At 46.6% G+C, this 15,621-nt stretch carries 12 protein-coding genes and 2 pseudogenes; 4 read left to right on the forward strand and 10 right to left on the reverse strand.

Going from position 1 to position 15,621, the window contains the following annotated elements:
• Window positions 1-13: 13 nt before the first annotated feature.
• Together MMY81_RS06260 and MMY81_RS06265 are read right to left on the reverse strand one after the other, a co-directional pair.
• Window positions 14-854: pseudogene (locus MMY81_RS06260) on the reverse strand (ABC transporter permease).
• Window positions 814-2,043, reverse strand: a complete 1,230-nt coding sequence (locus tag MMY81_RS06265; RefSeq protein WP_252312096.1) for a quaternary amine ABC transporter ATP-binding protein — start codon at window positions 2,041-2,043, stop codon at window positions 814-816. Before MMY81_RS06265 ends, MMY81_RS06260 begins: the two are co-directional and overlap by 41 nt.
• A gap of 263 nt (window positions 2,044-2,306) precedes the next feature.
• Between MMY81_RS06265 and MMY81_RS06270 the strand changes: the two genes are divergently transcribed.
• Window positions 2,307-2,855, forward strand: a complete 549-nt coding sequence (locus MMY81_RS06270; RefSeq protein ID WP_252312097.1) for a GbsR/MarR family transcriptional regulator — start codon at window positions 2,307-2,309, stop codon at window positions 2,853-2,855.
• 64 nt (window positions 2,856-2,919) lie between these two features.
• Here the strand turns inward: MMY81_RS06270 and MMY81_RS06275 are convergent, their stop codons facing one another.
• Complete coding sequence (locus MMY81_RS06275) at window positions 2,920-3,954, reverse strand: aldose epimerase family protein (RefSeq protein ID WP_252312098.1); 1,035 nt, start codon at window positions 3,952-3,954, stop codon at window positions 2,920-2,922.
• 121 nt (window positions 3,955-4,075) lie between these two features.
• Here MMY81_RS06275 and MMY81_RS06280 point away from each other — a divergent pair, with 121 nt between their 5' ends.
• Window positions 4,076-4,405: a tRNA-binding protein gene (locus MMY81_RS06280; RefSeq protein ID WP_120191878.1), complete on the forward strand. Its 330-nt coding sequence runs from the start codon at window positions 4,076-4,078 to the stop codon at window positions 4,403-4,405.
• Between the two features lie 15 nt (window positions 4,406-4,420).
• On the forward strand, window positions 4,421-5,422 hold the full coding sequence (locus MMY81_RS06285; protein WP_252312099.1) for an LLM class flavin-dependent oxidoreductase: 1,002 nt from the start codon (window positions 4,421-4,423) through the stop codon (window positions 5,420-5,422).
• A 38-nt stretch (window positions 5,423-5,460) separates the two neighbouring features.
• Here MMY81_RS06285 and MMY81_RS06290 read toward each other — a convergent pair whose 3' ends face one another.
• The 7 genes and pseudogenes from MMY81_RS06290 to MMY81_RS06320 all read right to left on the reverse strand — a co-directional run bounded on the left by MMY81_RS06290 (window position 5,461) and on the right by MMY81_RS06320 (window position 14,371).
• A complete protein-coding gene (locus tag MMY81_RS06290; RefSeq protein WP_252312100.1) occupies window positions 5,461-7,296 on the reverse strand; it encodes an ABC transporter ATP-binding protein in 1,836 nt (611 codons plus the stop codon).
• A pseudogene (locus MMY81_RS06295) lies at window positions 7,289-9,015 on the reverse strand (ABC transporter ATP-binding protein). Before MMY81_RS06295 ends, MMY81_RS06290 begins: the two are co-directional and overlap by 8 nt.
• A 159-nt stretch (window positions 9,016-9,174) precedes the next feature.
• Window positions 9,175-9,615, reverse strand: a complete 441-nt coding sequence (locus tag MMY81_RS06300) for a hypothetical protein (protein WP_252312101.1) — start codon at window positions 9,613-9,615, stop codon at window positions 9,175-9,177.
• A 29-nt stretch (window positions 9,616-9,644) separates the two neighbouring features.
• Window positions 9,645-10,583 (reverse strand): NADP-dependent oxidoreductase, encoded by a 939-nt coding sequence (locus tag MMY81_RS06305; RefSeq protein ID WP_252312102.1) that lies wholly within the window; start codon window positions 10,581-10,583, stop codon window positions 9,645-9,647.
• Window positions 10,584-10,599: 16 nt separating this feature from the next.
• Complete coding sequence (locus MMY81_RS06310) at window positions 10,600-11,610, reverse strand: zinc-binding alcohol dehydrogenase family protein (RefSeq protein ID WP_252312103.1); 1,011 nt, start codon at window positions 11,608-11,610, stop codon at window positions 10,600-10,602.
• A gap of 193 nt (window positions 11,611-11,803) precedes the next feature.
• Window positions 11,804-13,183: an FAD-dependent oxidoreductase gene (locus MMY81_RS06315; RefSeq protein WP_252312104.1), complete on the reverse strand. Its 1,380-nt coding sequence runs from the start codon at window positions 13,181-13,183 to the stop codon at window positions 11,804-11,806.
• 174 nt (window positions 13,184-13,357) lie between these two features.
• The gene (locus tag MMY81_RS06320; RefSeq protein WP_252312105.1) at window positions 13,358-14,371 is read right to left on the reverse strand and encodes a zinc-binding alcohol dehydrogenase family protein; all 1,014 of its coding nucleotides are present in this window, start codon (window positions 14,369-14,371) and stop codon (window positions 13,358-13,360) included.
• 166 nt (window positions 14,372-14,537) lie between these two features.
• Here MMY81_RS06320 and MMY81_RS06325 point away from each other — a divergent pair, with 166 nt between their 5' ends.
• Window positions 14,538-15,593, forward strand: a complete 1,056-nt coding sequence (locus MMY81_RS06325) for an aromatic acid exporter family protein (RefSeq protein WP_252312106.1) — start codon at window positions 14,538-14,540, stop codon at window positions 15,591-15,593.
• Window positions 15,594-15,621 lie beyond the last annotated feature (28 nt).

Genomic DNA, 15,621 nt, shown 5'->3' on the forward strand with positions numbered 1-15,621 from the left:
AATCGGAGGTAAACTACTGTTTTGCTTTCGCTCCAAAGCTTTGTGTTAAACGGTCCAGAATAATGGCGAGAACAACAATGGGCAATACCGGCTTCAAAACCGCCGCCTGCATCATTACGTCCTACGGCAAAATATACAGCCGTTCCGAGACCCTGTGCTCCGATCATGGAAGCAATAACCACCATGGAAAGAGCCAGCATAATCGTCTGGTTGATACCGGCCATAATAGTCGCTTTGGCCATTGGCAGCTGAACTTTAAACAGTTTTTGCGAGCCTGTGGAACCAAACGCATCAGCCGCTTCAATCACTTCCGTTGAAACCTGCCTGATGCCAAGATTCGTAAAACGAATCGTCGGCGGCATAGCAAAGATTACAGAAGCCACAACTCCCGGTACCATACCGATTCCAAAGAAAGCTACGGCTGGGATAAGGTAAACAAAAGCAGGCATTGTCTGCATAAAGTCCAGAACCGGCTTTACTACGTTTTCTACTAATCCCTTTTTCGCCATCCAGATGCCGATAGGCACTCCAATGACAATCGATATAATCGAAGCGGTAAGAACGATGGAAAGCGTTAAAATCATATCATCCCAGAAACCGAGGTTATCTATTAAGAACAGTCCCAGCAGCACAAAGACCGTTAATCCTATTTTTCGTCCTGCCAGGAAATAAGTAAGCAGCACAATAATAATCAAAAGCAGCCAGGCAGGCGGAAGGCTGAACACAGCTTCAATCGAGCTGATAATCCAGCCGATACCGTTTGTCAGGGAATCAAAGAAAAACTCTGCATTTGTCAGCCATTCAACGAATGCATCAATCCATGCTGCCAGCGGCAGTTTCGGAAGTATCTCCATGCTCGATCACCTCCCCGCCGGACAGTGCAGCCATAACCGAACCACGGAACACGATGCCCTTTAATTTATTATCTTCTACAACAGCTAGAGGAATATTGGTATACGTAAGCAGATTCATCATATCTTTAAGCACTGTTCCTTTTTCAACCGTTGGTACGTTTCTTTCAATTACTTCCTCCACGCTGTCTTTTCCTTCCTGCGCCAGGCGGGAGACGTCTCTCGAATGAACAACGCCGAGCAGTTCTTTTTGGCGGTTTGTTACAAAGATGCTCGAGATGTTGCCTTCTTTCATACGCTGAAGGGCAACACGCGGTCCTTCTTTTTCTATGTTTATTGCCTCGGCACGGGACATAACGTGTTCTACAGTAAATACTTTCGAACGGTCCACATCTTCTACAAATTTCTCTACGTAGTCATCTTTTGGATGCATAAGAATCTGTTCCGGCGTGCCGGTCTGAATCACCGCACCGTCTTTCATAATCATGATACGGTCTCCGATGCGCAGGGCCTCATCCAGGTCGTGGGTAATAAAAATGATCGTTTTTCTCATTTTCCCCTGCAGATCAAGAAGCTCATCCTGCATGTCCTTTCGAATGAGAGGGTCAAGCGCCGAGAAGGCCTCATCCATCAGCAGTACATCCGGATCATTGGCAAGAGCGCGGGCAAGTCCCACCCTCTGCTGCATTCCTCCGGATAATTCATCCGGGTGCATATTTTCATATCCCTGCAGTCCTACAAGCTCTAAAGCTTTACCTGCTTTTTCCTTACGCTCAGCCGGATCCATCCCCTGAATTTCAAGCCCATATTCCACGTTGCTCTGGATCGTGCGGAATGGAAACAATCCGAATTTTTGGAATACCATGCTCATTTTTTTGCGTCGCACATCACGGAGCGTTTTTTGATCCATCGTTGCCAGGTTTTCGCCATCAATCCAAACACTGCCGGCTGTTGGTTCAATTAAACGGTTGAATAAACGCACAAGCGTGGACTTTCCGCTTCCAGACAGACCCATTATAACGAAAATTTCTCCGTCTTCTACTTCAAAGGAGGCCTTGTTCACTCCTACTGTATTTCCCGTAGCTTTTAGAATAGCGTCTTTAGACTTATTCTGGTCCAAAAGTTCCAGAGCCTTTTTTGGTTTTTTCCCGAATATCTTCGTAATATTTTCTACCTGAATTTTAACTGCCATGGTTTATCCCTCTTTTCATGAAAGCCTGAGCCCTTTTTCATGCTTCCCTATTACTATACAATTGTGGGAAAAATGGCGCAAATCGGATAATAGCTGATTTACGTCCATATTCTTTATAAAATATATACTGTACGCTCTTTACATCTGTCTTTTCACATAGATAATCGCTGTATCCTGCTATTGCCTGCTTATATCTCATTATCCGCTTTATCATTTATCTGCTATTCTAAACGTAATGTGCAGTTTATTCAGGGGGCATGCTTATGGATAAAAAAGGAGAACTGCCGGTCGTAACGCAGGTAGAGCAGATCAGGCACCAGTTTATATCGATCATTGCCCAGAACATGGGATTGTATAATATATCCGAAACCAATGGCCGCCTCTATGGGACTGTTCTTTTTGCCGGGCAGCCTATGACGCTTGATGAAATGAGCGATGCGCTCAGTATGAGTAAAATGAGCATGAGCACAGGAATACGTTCCTTAATGGATGCTTCTATGGTGGAAAGAGTGTGGGAAAAAGGAGTACGCAAGGATTTATACCAGACGGAGCAGGACTGGTACAAGTCATTTACTTCCGTGTTTATTACACGATGGAGAGAAGCAACGGATAACAACCACCAGGCAGCGCTCCAGGCTCTTAAAGACCTCCGTCTGCTGCTTTCCTCTGCGAATGATGAAGATGTACAAATGATACATGTGGATATAGAAAAGCTCGAAGGAGCTGTAGAATACTATGAATGGCTCGATGAGGTTATTCTTATATTTGAAAGCGGTAAAATTTTTGAGTGGGTGCCCCGCCGGCCTTCCTGACTCATTGAAATAACGCAAAAAAACGCAGCTCCTTCAAAGGAGACTGCGTTTTTTATTTCTTTTATTACTTCAGCCGTGGCGCAAAATGAAAGCTCGTGGAAGCCTGATAGGTTTCACCTGCTTTAAGTTCGCTGGTTTTCCCCTGGCTGGAAAAACCAGCGGGCAGGCGCTGCGTTTCAATGCAGAGGCCCGCAAATGGAAACGAGGGTCCGTTTTTGAGCTTCAGATCGTCTCCCATTTGAGCTGCGGTGTAGATAACCGCCCCGGGCTCTGTTGTCTGCACGGTCATCTTTATGCCGGTATCCCCTGCAAACACTATATCCTCTTTAGTCTTCGCCCATACAAAGAAATGATCCAGCCCCCTGCCGGTTAAAAGCAGCTGCGGGTGATCGTTTTTCTTAATAGTGTTGATGGCCTCGCCATCCTTCATAGGAAAGATGTCCGAGGCAGGCAGCACTTCTCCTGTCGGGATCAGTTCAGCATCAAGTTCGAGTACCCCTTCAGCCGGTCCTTTCAGCGTCTGGTTCAGGATCGAGCTCTGCAGATCCCCACTTAAATTAAAGTAGCTGTGGTTGGTTAAGCTGACCAGCGTTGCTTTATCGCTCGACGCTTTATAATCTATTGTCAGCGTGTCCTGATCCAGCGTATAGGTGACCGTTACTTCCAGACGGCCCGGATATCCTTCTTCTCCATCTTCGGCAGTATAGGAAAATACAACAGCCGGCTTTTTCTCATCATCGTGAATGGCTACATCCCAGAATACATTCGCAAATCCTTTTTCGCCGCCGTGCAGATGATGATCACCGTGGTTTTTCGTCAGAGAATACTTCTTCCCTTCCACTTCTGCTTCAGCATCGGGTATTCTTCCCGCTACACGGCCTACTACCGCCCCAAGTGCATTTCCGTCTGTTAAATAATCAGCGGGATCTTCATAGGCCAGAACCAGGTTCTCTTCTTCCCCTTTTTCATTTGTTAAATAAATGCCGTTGATACGACAGCCCAGATTCAGTGCCGTTACACGGAGACTGCTGTCATTTGAAAGCTCTGTTTCCGTCAAAATCTCTCCTGAATAGGTGCCGAGTTCTTTTTGTTTTATCATGTTAATGTCTGCCTCCCGTTTTGGTTGTCCTGCCCCTTATTCCCATTTTGATTCGGATTCATGCTTTTTTCTAAAAATCCGGCCCGGCTCATGCTATACTTTTTTCAGGAGGAAGATACTTATGGCGTCTATAGATGACTTTCAGGCTCTTGATATACGTGCCGGCACGATCACTGCGTCAAAGGATTTTCCCGAGGCAGTCAAACCCGCTTATCAATTATGGATCGACTTTGGAGAAGCACTTGGGCAAAAGAAATCAAGTGCCCAGCTGACCGACCTTTATACAAAAGAAGAACTTATCGGAAAACAGGTGCTGGCCGTTGTCAATTTCCCGGACAGGCAGATTGCCGGTTTCCGTTCTGAAGTACTAGTATTGGGATTATATTCAGAAAATGGTGTCGTACTGATTCAGCCCGATAAACAAATTTATAACGGCAGCAAATTAGGATAGAAAGGTTGCGTTTTTTTGAAACTAAGTGTATTAGACCAGTCGCCCATTCCTTCCGGCTCCGATGCCCACGAAGCGCTCTGCAATACAAAAGAGCTCGCCCAGCATGCAGAAGCCCTTGGGTATTCGCGGTTCTGGGTCGCTGAACACCACAGTACAAGCGGCCTCGCCGGTACATCACCGGAAATATTAATTTCCCACCTCGCTACCTGCACCAGCCGGATCCGGGTCGGCTCCGGAGGCGTGCTGCTTCCGCAGTACAGCCCCTATAAAGTCGCTGAAAATTTCAAGGTACTTGAAGCATTATTTCCCGGTCGGATTGACCTCGGTGTCGGCCGGTCTCCGGGAGGCGGCCAGACCATCCGGCTCGCTCTGACCGACGGAGTAAAGAAAAACCTGATTGAATTTCCAAGGCTTTTGGCTGACCTGCAGGGCTTTATTGACAGCAATCTGCCGAGCGGCCATCCTTATGCGTCTATTAAAGCATCACCGCAAACAACGTTTCTGCCGGAAACATGGGTGCTTGGCCTTTCCACGCGCGGAGCCAAGCATGCAGCCAGAAACAGTACCGGTTTTACCTACGGTCATTTTATTAATCCAACGCAGGGAAAGGACGCGGCCGAAGCATATATTCAAAATTTCCTCCCGAGCGAAAGACTTCCTTCTCCCGCGGTAAATTTCTGTATATTTGTTGTGTGCGCTCCTACTCAGGATGAAGCGGACAAGCTCGCATTGAGTCAGGACAGGTGGCTTCTTAATGTTGAGAAGGGCACAAGTACGAAACTGCCTTCCCCGGATGAACTATTTCAGCAGCGCCTATCCGAAGACGACAAAAAACGGATCCGGGAAAACCGGGCCCGGACCATTGTCGGCACGCCGCATACCGTCAAAGCGAAGCTTGAAAAACTGGCAGAACAGTATCAGGCGGATGAGGCTCTTATCATTACTAATATTTATGATCATGAAGCCCGCATGCGTTCGTATACGCTTTTAGCGGAAGCATTTAACTTATCCAGCTGACAGAAAAACCCGGGACCGCTTCCACGCGTTCCCGGGTTTTAACTTACATAATGTTCCATTTGGCTTGTCTGCAGCTTGTGATAAAAACCATTCTGCTTCATAAGCTCCTCATGGGAGCCTTTTTCAGCAACAGCCCCGTCCTGCAGCACCACAATCTGGTCTGCCTGCTGGATCGTATTGAGCCGGTGGGCAATCACGAAACTGGTTCTGCCTTTAAGCAGGCGCTCAAGAGCCTCCTGAATTTTCACTTCTGTAATAGTATCTACGTTGCTCGTCGCTTCATCGAGCACAAGAATTTTAGGATCCGCCAGAAGAGCGCGGGCAATGGAAATCAGCTGTTTCTGTCCCTGGCTGATACCGTCTCCGTCCTGCTGCAGAACTGTATCATACTGATCCGGAAGCCTCATAATAAAGCTGTGGGCGTTTGCCTCTCTTGCTGCTTTTTCCACTTCTTCATCAGTTGCATCGAGACGGCCGTAGCGAATATTTTCCCGCAGCGATCCCTGAAATAAAAAGGCTTCCTGAAGCACAAATCCCATCTGCTGCCGAAGATGAATCCGGGACGCTTTATTAATGTCTACTCCGTCTAGCGTAATCTGTCCTTCCGCGGGCTCGTAAAAGCGGGACAGCAGCTGGATAAGGGTCGTTTTCCCTGCTCCGGTCGGTCCGACAAACGCCACGGTTTCTCCGGGCCTGGCGCGCAGGCTGATATCTTTAATTGTCTGTCCATTTTCTTTATCGTATGCAAAGCTGACATGGGAAAAATCCACTTCTCCCCGAATCGTTTTCCAGGGAGATATGCCCTCCGGCTCTTCTTCCTTTTTTTCATCCATAATATCAAATACCCGCTCCGCTCCGGCAAGCGCAGACAAAATCGTATTAAACTGGTTGGCCAGGTCGCTCAGCGGACGGGTGAACTGGCGTGCGTATTCCACAAATACAACGATCACACCTATCGTGATGACCCCCTGCACAGCAAGAAATCCGCCGGCCCCGGCTATAAGAGCAAAGCTGACATTATTGAGGGTGTTCATCAGCTTGGGAATAAATCCGGAAATTGTCTGTGCCCAGAACCCCGCCTGCTTCAATTCCATGCTTTTATGATGAAATTCCTCCAGCACTCTCGGCTCCTGGGAAAACGATTTGATCATGCGCTGGCCGGACATTGTTTCCTGGATATATCCATTCAAATCACCCAGCCGGCGCTGCTGTGCTTTAAATAATATCCGGGTGCGCTTTGTAATCCATTTCAGCCCGACCGCCATCAAAGGAACGATAGTAAGCGTAATAACAGTGAGAAGCGGACTGAGCCAGAGCATAACAGCCAATGTACCGATCAGCGTCAGCAGGCTCGTAAACACTTGAATAATGGAGCTGTTCAGCGTCGTGCTGATATTATCCATATCGTTGGTAACACGGCTCATTAAATCGCCGTGCTGCCTTTTATCAAAAAAAGGAATCGGCAGATCGTGCAGATGGTGAAACAAGTCCTGCCGCATATGAAACACAGCCAGCTGTGCCACGCTGATCATCATAAACTGCTGAATCAGCACAGTGACCGAATGAAGAATATACACACCGACCAGCAACAGCAGAAACACTCCAATAACCGAGGATTCCTGCGAAACAATAAACCGGTCGATTCCCATCCCTACGAGCAGGGGCCCGAGCAGGGCCAGGGCCGAGCTTAGGGCAATCATAATAATGATAACGACAAGTTTCCATTTCTTATATGTTAAGTAGGACCATAATCGTTTTAATGTCTGCCGCCAGTTCTGGACCTTGGGCCGGTCTGCTCTTGGAGCGTACTCCTCATACATGGCTCCAAGCTTTTCTCTCGAATAGGAAAAAGGGTCTTTGATCTGCTTAAACATAGGACACTGACCCCTTTCCAAACTGCGATTCTGTAATTTTCCGGTACAGCTCTGATTCTTTCAGCAGTTCTTCATGAGTTCCCTGAACGGATATAGTGCCGTCTTCGAGTAAAAATACTCTGTCGGCATTCATGGCGGTACTTATTTTCTAATAAGAAGGGTCGTACAGGCGTACTCCTGCAGTGCTTCAACAAGCTTTTTTTCCGTCCTCGCATCAAGAGCGCTCGTGCTGTCATCGAGCAGGAGAATAGCCGGTTCCCTTACAAAAGCCCGCGCAATCGACACACGCTGTTTCTGGCCGCCGGATAAATTGACGCCTTTTTGGCCGACTAGTGTTTGATACCCATCCGGCAGATCCATAATCGTCTCATGAATCTGGGCGCGCTTTGCTGCTTTTTCAATTTCTGCATCGGTGGCATCTTCTTTGCCCCATTCGATATTTTCCCTCATCGTTCCGGTAAACAAAAATGGTTCCTGCGGCACATAGCCTACGTGCTGGCGCAGATCTGCTGTTTCTATCTCTTGGATATCTTTACCGTCCAAGCGTATTGTACCGGTATCGGCTTCATACAGCTTGGGAATCAGCTGGAATAAAGACGTTTTCCCGGAGCCGGTAGCGCCGAGAATCGCAATTCGTTCGCCTGCTTTTATATCAAAATTCACGTTTTCCAGTACCGGCATGGATGTGTCCGGATAATGAAATGCCACATTTTCAAAAGTGAGTCTTCCGTTTACGGCTGCCGGAGCGGATGTCCGTTTTTTATCCGTAAAAGGCTTTGTTTCCGTATCAAGAACTTCCCCGACCCGGACTGAGGACGCTCTCGCTCTCGATACCATCATAATAATCCAGCCGAAAATGGAAAGCGCCCCTGTCATTCTCGTCGCATAGTTAACCAGCGCCACGATTTCTCCAGTAGTTGCTGATCCTGCCTGGACCTGTATATTTCCAAACCAGAGAACACCGATAATAGTAGCATTCATAATCAGCAGAATGACCGGCATCGTCATTTCAGCCATCCGCAGAGCTGAGACGGTTTGAAAACGAAGATCTTGAGCTGAATCAGTGAAGTGGCCTTTTTCAACATCCTGTCTTAAAAAAACACGAATCAGGCGGATACGGGACAGGTTGTCCTGCATTACCCGGTTCACCGTATCAAGCTTTGCCTGAACGGTACGGAACATTTTATCGGCCCGCTTCATCACCCAGAAAAGAAATCCGAGAATAATCGGAACGGTAATTAAAAAAATCAGGCCCAGCTGCCAGTTTACAACCAGTGCCATAACAACACTTCCCGCCACAAGAAGCGGCGCACGAATAAAAAAGCGCAGGCTCATAAAAATAGTCTGCTGTATCGACGTAACATCATTTGTCATTCTCGTTAAAAGCGTAGATGTCTGAAAAGCTGCAAAATGGGAGAAAGAAAAGGCCTGGACTTTATGATAGACGCGGCTTCGAATATCAAGACCCGCACTCTGGCTGATATGGGCGGCATAAAAAGAACTGATAATCCCACCGGCAAATGCTACCAGCGACAGTCCCACCAGAAGGCCGCCGAGCCGGAAAACCACTCCCAGATCCTCCTGCATCACGCCTTCATCGATAATTCTCGCTATAATAAACGGTTGAAACAGCTCGACTGACAGTTCGACGAGCATAACAAATAAAGCAATCGCAATTCCTATTTTATAAGGCCCTAAAAACGTCAGAATTCTGCGCACCTTTTCTTCCTCCCTTCTATTTTTATTCTCTTCGAGTGTCTAAGTATTTTACCATATCCGTTCCTGTGCCTCAAAAGCAGAGGTTTCAAAAAGCCTTGTTTTATCTTCCTGCCCAAAAAAAAGCAGAATCCGGACGGATTCTGCTTTTGCTCAGCTTGTTTACACCATGTCTTCTCGTACGATTTTTTCAACTTCACCCTTTGGACCGTAGCACTGCTCCGATTCATTCCAGGACATTTTTATTTCATTTACAACTTTTTTCGTGTCGATCGAATTGTCCGTATGCTTTTCAAAAAACTTAATGCGATCCTGGGATGGAATTTCCCCGTCCATAAACATCTGCTTAACCAGGCTGTTGTATACGCAGGTAGACAGCACTTCAATCATGCTTTCAATCGATTTCTGATCGTCATCTTCAAGGAAGTACACTTCCAGATCAGAATCCTGATCTATCGTGTAATCGCGCCCGGCGCGTACTTCTACAGGCACATAATTCACTCTCACCTGGCCGTCCAGTTCTTTTTTTGCTTTTGGCTTAACAAAAGGAAAGCTGCAATTAATAACACCTTCTGCATTTTTGTTTTTATCTAATCCAAACATCAAAACCCTCCTAATAGTACTTCCATCTTCTACTTCTGGTTATTGAGCACCAGCTTGCCGCGGACGTGGCCTTCCTGGCTGGACTGATGAGCCTGCTTTACTCCGGCAGCCGTCATCGGCAGTACTTCTGTTACGACAGGGACAATCATATCAAGCTGCAGCAGAGCCGAAATTTCCTGCAGCTGCTTTCCGCTTGCTTCAATGGAATGATAAACGGTGCGGATGTTTCTGCTTCTGGCGGCTTCTGTATCCGGATTTCCCGCAACGGAGACAAGAAGTCCCCCCTCTTTTAAAGCAGGAAGCGCCTTTTCTGCTGTCAAACCGCCTACAAGGTCAAATATTAAATCGACATCGCTTAGCAGGTCAGCGGGATTTTCTTTTTTATAATCAATCGGGTGGTCGGCTCCAATTGACTTTAAAAATCCCTGATTTTCTTCACTGGCCGTAGCGGCTACATACGCGCCTTTATGCTTGGCAATCTGTACCGCAAAGCTTCCTACGCCGCCGGCACCGCCGAGAATCAATACGTTATCCCCGTCCTGCACATCCGCTACATCGTTTAGTACCTGCCATGCTGTAAGGCCGGCAAGCGGAACAGAAGCCGCTTCAGAAAAAGAGAGCCGTTCCGGCATTTTTGCCAGTTTTTCTTCTTCTATACAGGTATAATCCGCGTACGTTCCGTTTTCATTGGTTTCTGTTTTAGCAAATACGGCGTCGCCTTTTTTAAAAGCTGATACCCCGCTTCCTGTCTCTACAATCACTCCCGCTGCATCCCATCCTAAAATGGCCGGAAAGCGCAGAGGAAGCCTGTCTTTTAAGTATCCCTCTCTTACTTTCCAGTCGAGCGGGTTTACAGAGGCTGCTTTTACTTCGATCAGCACCTGTCCCGCTTTAGGAACAGGTCTGTCCATTTCCACCTCTTTAAATTCATTTTCATTTCCATACTTTTCAATGACGATGGCTTTCATGTCGTGTGCCCTCCTTCTAGTCTTCTGCTATCACTACTTTTCCGATCATTCTGCCGGATTCTACTTTTCGGTGGGCTTCCCTGATTTGTTCTGCAGTTATAGGAGACAGTGTTTCTGTCAACGTAGACCGCAGCACTCCTTTATCGATCATTTCTGCTGCTTCATTTAAAATCCGGTGCTGTTCCCGTACATCATCTGTCATATAGGTGGAACGCGTGAACATGAATTCCCAGACGAAAGCAGCACTTTTATGCTGAAGCATCGTCAGGTCCATCTTCTCTTCTGTTTCTACAATGGAACAGATGATTCCCTGTGGACTTATGATTTCAGCCATGCCTTCCCAATGCCCGGCTGTATCATTCAGGCAGAAAATATACGGCACGTCCGGAAAACCGGAATGCTGCAGCTGCGGAAGCAGATCCTGCTTATGATTAATAATATGATCTGCTCCCAATTCCCGGCACCAGTCCGCCGATTCTTCCCGGGAAGCGGTAGCTATAACTTCCAGGCCGGCAGTTTTCGCCAGCTGAATAGCGGCAGAGCCCGCTCCGCCGGCGCCACCGATAATCAGAACCGGCTTCCGCTTGTCTTTTTCGCCGGAAATACCCATTCGCTCGAACAGTCCTTCCCAGGCTGTAAGCGTCGTAAGAGGCATAGCGGCACTTTCTGCAAAGCTGAGGCTTTTCGGCTTCTTTCCTGCAATCCGTTCATCAACCAAATGAAACTCACTGTTGGTCCCGGGCCTGGTGATATCTCCGGCATAATAAACTTCGTCTCCCGGCTTAAAAAGCTGACAGCGTTCCCCTACTTCTTCTACAATACCAGCTGCATCAAATCCAAGAACCCGGGCTTCCTCCGTTTTTTCTGTCCCGGACATTCTGACTTTTGTGTCTACCGGATTAACTGAGACTGCTTTTATCCGGACAAGAATATCGTGGTCTTCTGCTTTCGGTTTATCTTTTGTTATATTTTGTAAGCTTTCATTGTTATCAATAGATAAAGATTCAAAAAATCCAACTGCTTTCATAAGGTACATCCTTTCTTCCGATCGTACTTCATTTTTTCTCATTAAATTCATCTTAAATAATTTACCTTTTTTTCTATAGATTAAAACCTTAATGCCCATTCTTTACAGTATGAATTTTTATACTGCCTTTATTTGGACATAATTAAAAGCACGGCTGCGAGCCGTGCTTTTTTTATATTCTACTATTTAAGAATTAAACAGCAGCCGGTACTTTTCTTTTATCTGCAGCCCGTGCTTTTATATTTTTCATGGCTTCAAGTCCGGCCATATTAAGGTAATTCCAAGGCTTGTTAAAGTGGGGCTGGAAAAAGAAATCATTCATCGCAAGCTGTTCTACCGTCATCTGCTGTTGAATCGCCACGCTCAGCGTATTGATGGACTGGGTGAAATCCGCTTCGGAAATAACCTGTGCGCCCAGCAGACGGTGTGTTTTTGTGTCATATACAATTTTCAGCTTAATGACAGCATTATCCGGCATAAATGCTGGCCGGTAATCGTCCTCTACTACAGCAGTTCCGGTATCAAAACCGGCCTGTTTTGCTGCCATTTCCGTCAGTCCGGTAGATGCCATTTGATGCTCATAGATTTTCAAACCGGATGTACCCTGCGTACCAGGGTGGGCCAGAACAGGCCTTTCCAGGTTATGGGCGACCAGCGTTCCCATGCGTACCGCGTTTGTAGCCAGTGGAATATACGCGTTACCGCCTGTAGGATTATAAGGAACCGTGCAGCAGTCACCGGCAGCAAAAACGTCTTTTCTGCTTGTCTGCATATAGTTGTCCACGATAATTGCACCATTGTCGAGCATATCCACTTCGCCGCGGAACAAATCTGTATTGGGGCGGAATCCGATGCACATAACGACCATATCTGTTTCATATTCTCCATTAGTCGTCACTACTCTCTGGACGGTTCCTTCTTCCCCTTTGAATTCACGGACTGTTTCTCCAAGCACCATATTCACGCCCCGGTCTTCCAGTGATTTCTGTACAGGAGCGGTAAATTCCGGATCCAGGTACTTGTTCAAAATTCTTGTTTCTCCGTCGATTAAGGTAACTTTTTTACCGGCTTCTTCAAAAGCTTCCACCAGCTCAATGCCGATATAGCCGGCTCCGACCACGGTAATGTTTTCGGCATCCCGTGCTTGTTTAATAATATGCTTAGCATGATTAAAGTTTTTGCAGAGCATAATATTATCAAGCTCCCGCCCTGGAATCGGCGGAGTAATCGGCCATGAACCGGTAGTAATTACCAGCTTATCGAAACCATATACCGTTTCTTGATTTGTCTGCAGATTTTTAGCCAGCAGCGTTTTGTTTTCCGTATCAGTTTCCAGCACTTCGTGTTCAAGGTGCATGTGCACTCCTAATTCTTCCATTCCTTTAGGAGATGCATAAAACAATCCATCCGGATCGTTTACCACTCCGCCGACGTATAAAGCGATGCCGCAGGATAAAAAAGATATATTATCATTTTTTTCGAATACATGGATGTCGGCTTCCGGGTACATTTCTGCCATATTGGTAATAGCTGCTGTGCCCGCGTGGGTGCAGCCAATAACTGCTATTTTCATAGTAGTTCCTCCTGTTGTGAATGTTTTCACATATATTGTGAAATGATTCACATTTATTTGTTAACCTTAGTATAGTATGCCTTTATATGTTCTGCAAGCATTTGTGAATGTTTTCACATAAAGTTCACAGATAGAAAAAACCGCAGCCTATACAGCGCTGCGGTTCTTTGTTTACTACACTTCTATAACGAGCTTGCCGATCATTTTTCCGGATTCTACTTTTTTGTGAGCCTCTTTCACTGTATCGGCTTCGAGCGGCGACAGCGTTTCCGTCAGCGTAGTCTGAAGCGCTCCTTTATCAAGAAGCTCGCTGACGTCTGTAAGCAGCCGGTGCTGGGCAATCATATCATCGGTCTGGTACAGCGCCCTTGTAAACATGTATTCCCAGGCAAAGGTAACGCTTTTGTGCTGAAGCTGGGAAAGGTCGAGCGCCTCTTTAGATCCAACAATAGAGCATATCTTTCCCTGCGGCGCAATGGAATCAACCATGTTCCCCCAATGATAGGCGGTGTCATTTAGACAGAAAATGTAGGGAACGCTCTCAAATCCAAGCGACTGCAGCTGGGAAAGGAGCGGCTCCCGGTGATTAATCACTTCATCGGCGCCCATCTTTGTGCACCATTCCTCTGTTTCCGGTCTGGAAGCAGTTGCAATCACATGCAGGCCTGCCCATTTGGCAAGCTGGATTGCAATCGAGCCCACTCCACCTGCTCCGCCGATAATTAAAATAGATTTATACTGATCTTTCTCCGAATCAATGCCCAGCCTGGTAAACATACCTTCCCAGGCAGTGATCGCTGTCAACGGCAAAGCAGCACTCTCTGCAAAGCTGAGCTGTCTTGGCTTCTTGCCGACGATACGTTCATCCACTATGTGTTTTTCCCCATAGGCTCCGGGACGCGACTTATCTCCCGCATAGTATACTTCGTCTCCCGGCTTAAAAATCTGGCAGTGTTCGCCGACGGCTTCTACTACACCTGCAGCGTCCCATCCGATGATCTGTGGATGATTTTCTGTTACTTCAGTTCCTTTGGACATCCGCGTCTTTGTATCTACAGGATTGACGGAAACGGCCTTCACTCGAACAACGAGGTCATGTGTACCCGGTACCGGATCCGGTACTTCTACGTTAAGGAAACTTTCTTTTTCTTCTATAGGAAGATATTGATAAAAACCTACTGCTTTCATAGCTGCCCCTCCATCCAGGTGATTTTGCTTCAAACGAATCTTATCTTATATTTCAGAGTACCTTACTTAAGAAGATTTCGAAACCGTTTTCCTTTAAAGCACCAAGACATGTTTATTTTTTTCCTTTATACTGAAAAAAGATATTATTGCAGGAAGGCGTTTTATTATGATAAAAAAATGGGTTTCTAAAATAAGAGGGGAGCGGATGATAAAAACAGCGCTCGCCGTTTTTTTCACTGTACTGATCTGCCGGTTTTTCGAACTCCCTCCGGCTTTTGCCGTAATCGCCGCTGTAGTGACGCTCGAACCAACGGCAGCCGACAGCGTGCAGAAGGGACTGCAGCGCTTTCCCGCAACTTTAATCGGCACTGCGCTTTCTTTAGGCTCTTTGTTTGTATTCGGCCAGTCTGCCATTGCGTTTACGCTGGCGGCCGTGCTGACCATTTACATATGCTATAAGCTTCGTTTGGAAGCAGGAATTCTGGTTGCTACCCTGACAGCCGTGTTGATGATCCCTGTGGCAGAAGCTCCTTATTTGATCGAATTTATTCAGCGTGCCGGCACCACGCTGATCGGGATCAGCGTCTCCACTATTGTTAACCTCACCATTCTACCTCCTCATTTCTCAAGAATGGTCGCGGAAAAAAATGATGTACTGTTTTCCCAGGCCGGCCGGCTCCTCCTTGAAAAGATGGCGGAAATTGTGGAGACCGGGGAATCCAAAAATTACACCCGAAAGCGGTTTTCCGATATGCAGAGACAGCTGAATGCTTCCATTGAACTGATTTCCCATCAGAAAAAAGAATGGAAATACCACCGTTACAGCGACCGGGACATGATGTTTTTCACTTATCAAAAAGAACAGCTTTATGCATTGGAACGGATTATTTACCATACGCACAGCTTATTTATGCTTAAAGACGATCATTTTAATCTTTTTCCGGAAAAGCAGGAGGTCGTAAACCAGGCTACCCACTCCATAGCCAACGTGCTGGAGCAGAAAAGCCGAAATATAACGGAGGCTCATTATCAAGTGATTGAACAGCTGGACTACACTTTTCGGCAGGTACAGCTTGATTGGCCGGAAACGAATGAATCCGCCTATCATCATCATTTTTCCGGTGAAGTAATTATTTTGTATGTTCTGCTGTCCATTCACGATGTGCTGGAAGAACTGGAAAAGATTCATGCTCAATATGAAAAAGATACATCCGGCTTTTGAGCAGTAATTACATTAAACAGTATATAGC

This window comes from Sinobaca sp. H24, from assembly GCF_023845525.1.